At 62.5% G+C, this 4,647-nt stretch carries 4 protein-coding genes and 1 pseudogene; 4 read left to right on the forward strand and 1 reads right to left on the reverse strand.

What is annotated here, in order from left to right:
* The 4 genes and pseudogenes from Q4P21_RS15775 to Q4P21_RS15790 form a co-directional block, all read left to right on the forward strand.
* Positions 1-81: pseudogene (locus Q4P21_RS15775) on the forward strand (3-hydroxyacyl-CoA dehydrogenase); the annotation flags it as partial.
* Positions 78-1,328 (forward strand): acyl-CoA dehydrogenase family protein, encoded by a 1,251-nt coding sequence (locus Q4P21_RS15780; protein ID WP_303389674.1) that lies wholly within the window; start codon positions 78-80, stop codon positions 1,326-1,328. The pseudogene Q4P21_RS15775 and the gene Q4P21_RS15780, both read left to right, overlap by 4 nt.
* Before the next feature lie 41 nt (positions 1,329-1,369).
* Entirely contained in the window at positions 1,370-3,055 is a 1,686-nt protein-coding gene (locus Q4P21_RS15785; protein WP_303389675.1) for a thiamine pyrophosphate-binding protein, read from the forward strand.
* A gap of 31 nt (positions 3,056-3,086) precedes the next feature.
* The gene (locus Q4P21_RS15790) at positions 3,087-3,380 is read left to right on the forward strand and encodes a DUF503 domain-containing protein (RefSeq protein ID WP_303389676.1); all 294 of its coding nucleotides are present in this window, start codon (positions 3,087-3,089) and stop codon (positions 3,378-3,380) included.
* A 255-nt stretch (positions 3,381-3,635) separates the two neighbouring features.
* Here Q4P21_RS15790 and Q4P21_RS15795 read toward each other — a convergent pair whose 3' ends face one another.
* Positions 3,636-4,268, reverse strand: coding sequence for a hypothetical protein (locus tag Q4P21_RS15795; protein WP_303389677.1), 633 nt, complete (start codon positions 4,266-4,268; stop codon positions 3,636-3,638).
* Positions 4,269-4,647: the final 379 nt, after the last annotated feature.

A 4,647-nucleotide genomic window follows, 5' to 3' on the forward strand; every position in this document is an offset into this window, starting at 1 on the left:
GTGGAGCACATTGTTGCCAACGCCATGCTCAACGGTGAGACCATCCGCCTGGACGGTGCCATCCGGATGTCACCCCAGTGAGCCGGCGCGAGTACACCCCACAGAATCTCGCCAGCCTTCCCAGCGCAGATTTTTATGACGTTGAGTCGCTGCTCAGCGCGGCGGAGCAGGCCAAGTTGGCGCAGCTGCGCGAATTTCTGGCGGAGGAGGTGGCCCCGCACGCCGTCGGCTGGTGGAACGACGCCGAGTTCCCGGCACACCTCCTGCCGAAGATTGCGGCGCTGGGCTTGGCCGCCCCGGATCGGCGCCAGTTCAGCCACCTGTTCACGGGTCTGGTCGTGGCGGAAATGACCCGGGTGGACACCTCCTTGGCCACGTTTTTCCTGGTCCACCACGACTTGTTTGTGCAGGCGCTCTCCGACTTTGGTTCCGCGGAGCAGCAGGAGCGGCTGCTGCCGGACGCCGTCGCCCTGCGCACCACCGGAGCTTTTGCCCTGACCGAGCCCGATCACGGCAGCGACGTGGCTGGCGGCCTGGTCACCACCGCGTTGAAGGTGGAGGACGACGGCGGCACCCATTGGGTGCTCAACGGCGCCAAGCGCTGGATTGGCAATGGGACGTTTTGCCAGCACATGCTGCTCTGGGCCAAGGATGCCGAAACGGGGCAGGTGCGCGGCTTCTTCCTCGACGCGTCGCTGCCCGGGGTGGAGCGGACAAAGATCGAGCACAAGATTGCGCTGCGGACTGTGCAAAACGCGCATATAGTTTTGACTGATGTGAAGGTGGAGGAGCGGGACAGGGTTGCCACGGTCAGCTCCTTTGAGGACACGAACAAGCTGCTGCAGGGCTCGCGCATCTCCGTCGCCTGGCAGGCCGTGGGCCAGCAACTTGCCGCCTTCGACGTGGCCCGGGCGTACGCCGTCGAACGTCAACAGTTCGGTAAACCGCTGGCGGCGTTCCAAATGGTCCAGGCGCAGCTGGTGAAAATGCTGGGCAACGCGACGTCGTCGTTGATGATGATGGTGCGGATTGCCGCGCTGCAGGACGCTGCAGAAGCCGCCGGAACGCACGTAGTGGTCACTGAAAAGCACAAGGGTGGGTCGCCGAGCATGGCCCAGGTGGCGTTGGCGAAGGCCCACACCACGGCAGCGATGCGGGAGACCGTGTCCATGGGCCGGTCCATTCTGGGCGGCAACGGCATTGTCACCGATTACAAGATGGCGAAGATCTTCGCCGACGCCGAGGCCATCTACACGTATGAAGGCTCGCACGAAATCAACACGCTCATCGCGGGGCGTGCCATTACGGGGATCTCCGCGATCGTCTAGCGCTGCTGCGCCAGAACATATTCCATGAAAGAAGGAACACCATGAGCACCACTGTGAACGCCGACTCCGCTGCGGCCGCAAGCGTCTCCACGGCAGTGGCCGACGTCATTGCGGAGCGGACAGACCACCTGTTCGGGCTGTTGGGAAATGGCAACGCCCACCTGGTCAGCCACCTCACCTCCGCAGGGTTCCCGTTCACGTCGGCCAGGCATGAGGCCGCAACGGTGGCGATGGCGGACGCCTACCACCGTGCCACGGGCAAGGTGGGTGCCGCGACAACAACGTACGGGGCCGGGTTCACGAACGCCTATACCGCCCTCGCCGAAGCGCGGCTGGCCCGCATCCCGTTGGTGCTGGTGACCGGCGATGCGCCCACGACCGGGCGAAGGGCCTTCGACGTCGACCAGACGGCGGCATCCGCTGCCGTGGGGGTCACCACGCTGGTCGCCGGACCGGAGAACGCGGTTGCAATGACGCACCGGGCCTTCGACCTGGCCCTACAGACAGTGCAGCCGGTGGTTCTTGCCATCCCCTATGACTACGCCACCGCAACGCTCACCGAGCAGGTTGAGCTGGAGCCGCTCCCGGAGAAAACTGCCTGGAGAGCCGGAGCCGCTGAACTGGATGAGGTGGCCGCTTTGCTCCGCGGCGCCAAGCGGCCTCTGGTGCTGGCCGGGCGGGGCGTGCTGCTGGCGGGTGCGCAGGCGCCGCTTCTTGAGCTGGGGGACCGGCTCGGTGCCCTGTTCATGACCTCGGTTATGGCGACCAACATCGTCGATTCCTCATGGAACCTCGGCATCGCAGGAGGCTTCACCCGCGACCACCGGCTGGAACTTGCCCAGCAGGCCGATGTGGTGCTGGTGGTGGGGGCATCACTGAACGCCTTCCAATCCCGCTACGGCACCCTCTTGGCTTCCGCCACCACGGTCATCCGCATTGACAACGAACCCGAGTCAGAAATGGCCCATGCGCAGGTGACCGACTACCTGCGGGCGGACCTTGGGCCAGCTTTGCAGGCACTCATCGAACGGTTGCCCGCCGTGGACGAGTCCAGCGCATGGCGCTCGCAGGTGCCGGACGTTGCCACCGAGTCGTTCCGTTCTGCGGCACCGGTAGAGAACCCGGCCGAGTTCGGCTTGGACGGCCGTCTGAACCCCCGGGCGGTTGTTGCCGCCCTGGAGGATATCCTGCCCAAGGAACGTTCGCTGGTCATGGACGGGGGCCACTTCATCGGCTGGGCTCCGATGTACCTCTCCGTGCCGGACCCGCAGGCCATGATTCTGGTGGGCACTGCGTTCCAGTCCATTGGGCTCGGCTTCGGCTCCGCGGCGGGAGTCTCTGCAGCCCGCCCGGACCGCACCACCGTTTTTGTCACCGGCGACGGCGGCGGGCTCATGGGCTTGGCGGACTTTGAAACGTTCCTCCGTGCCACCCGCAGGGGTGTCATAGTGGTGCTGAACGACTCCGCCTACGGTGCCGAACTCCACCAATACGCTTCCAAAGGCCTTGACCCTGCCGCGATGCTCATCGACGAGGTGGACTTCGCTGCCGTGGGCCGCGCGCTCGGCGCCGAAGGAGCCAAGATCAGCACGCTGGCCGAGCTTGAAGTTCTGAGTGAATGGCTGGACACGCACGACGAAGGCGTGTTCGTGCTGGACGTGTCCATCTCGCAAAAGATCGTTGCTGAATTCATGAGCGCATCAATCAACGCTGGCAAAAAGCTCTAAGGTCACGGGGAACCCGGAGGAGGTTGGGGAAATGTGGATCGGTTGGATTGAATTTGACCTCTTGTTTGGCGACATTCATTCCCTGAAGGAGAAGCGGTCCGTGCTGCGCCCCGTGCTCGCCGAAGTACGCAAACGCTTCGACGTCTCCATTGCGGAGGTGGACCTGCAGGACCTGCACCGCCGCGCAGCCGTTGGTGCGGGCTTGGTGTCCGCAGACCGCGCCCACATTGTTGCAGTGCTGGACGCGGTTGAAGACTATGTGGCGTACCGTCCGGGCATCGACCTGCTCAGCGCGCGGCGGCGCATCGTCACCAGCGACGACTGACACACGGTGTGGAGCGCGGGCGACGACGCGCTGTCCAAACGAAGCATGTTCGATAGCGCCCGTGCCGAATCCGCGGTGCAGCGGTGACAACCTGTGATTGCCACAAGGGGGTTCGCCAGCACCTCCGGTAGCATCAAAGTGACGCTGAAAGTGACCGGCAGCAGCCCATGGATTGCGGTGCTTAGTGGCGGTGGTCTGCGATCTCTAGGTGTTGGGTTGCCATGGGCTAAGGGTGAATGTTGTTCTGAGCAGGGTTTATTCTTCGGATGTGGTTGTCAGCAACCGGCCGGTTCGCCGAAAGTCGCGGACAAGAAACAGGATCACGACGGTCGATAGTGCTACTACTATCAGCATGACCCAAACGAGGGGATCTTCCTGGCCGGCCCAGTTCGCCGCTATTGCAGTGAACAAGATCAAGTTGCTTGGCATTAGTAGCAGGAGTGTGGCCAAGCTTTTGCGTTGCTGGACGGCGCCAGCCCGGGTGACCGAAAGGTGTTCTCTGTCGATGGGGGATTTTCCGGCGATCTGCCGGTTTATCTGTTTTCGCTCCTCGCTCTCCAACGGATACAGTATGTCGGCCCGAGGTATGCGTGCTGCTGAGGACACTTTCTTGGTGTTGTAGATCAGCCCGCCTATGACGGTGCCGCCCGCGGCAAGGGCAAACCCGAAGGCCAGATACGATGTCCAGCGGGACAGAGTGCCGCCGAAAATTAGCAGACTGACCCCGGTTCCGGCCGCTACCAGGATAAGCACTCCGGCAGGGAAATAACGGATGTAGTAGGTTTTTAAGGCTTGGCTCAAGCCAAGGTCCTGGACATCCTGGACATTTCTCCTGGCCCGCGACCAACGGTCATTGGACTCTGCTAAGAGATCATCAATCCCGCTCATTGTCTTCTTTCCACGAATTCCGCCAAGGCTTGCCAGGCTAGGAGCTCGGCAAAGGCAGGCGCTGGGCTGCTGTTCATATCCTGACCTACTCGCGCCGGGATGCCAATGATCTTGGTTTGCGACATCCTGAGGAGCCCACCGAGCCGGTCTGAGGAGGGTTGATACGGAAATTAATGGGTAGGAGTTTCACAGTGGTCGGGCCTGACTTTATGAGAACATGGACTTTCTCGCAAGGAGGGCCCGTTGTGGGAGGTGTTTCGTGAAGTGTCCTGGGAACCAGCGAACACCTTGCCGTGTTTTGTATCTAGGGCACAGGGCATTTGAGAGTAAAATCGGCTCAATTGTTTGAGTGTGGGCGGTTCTGTCCTGCGCCGCAGGA

The organism is Arthrobacter sp. (assembly GCF_030540645.1).
In the GTDB taxonomy this organism is placed as follows: Bacteria; Actinomycetota; Actinomycetes; order Actinomycetales; family Micrococcaceae; genus Specibacter.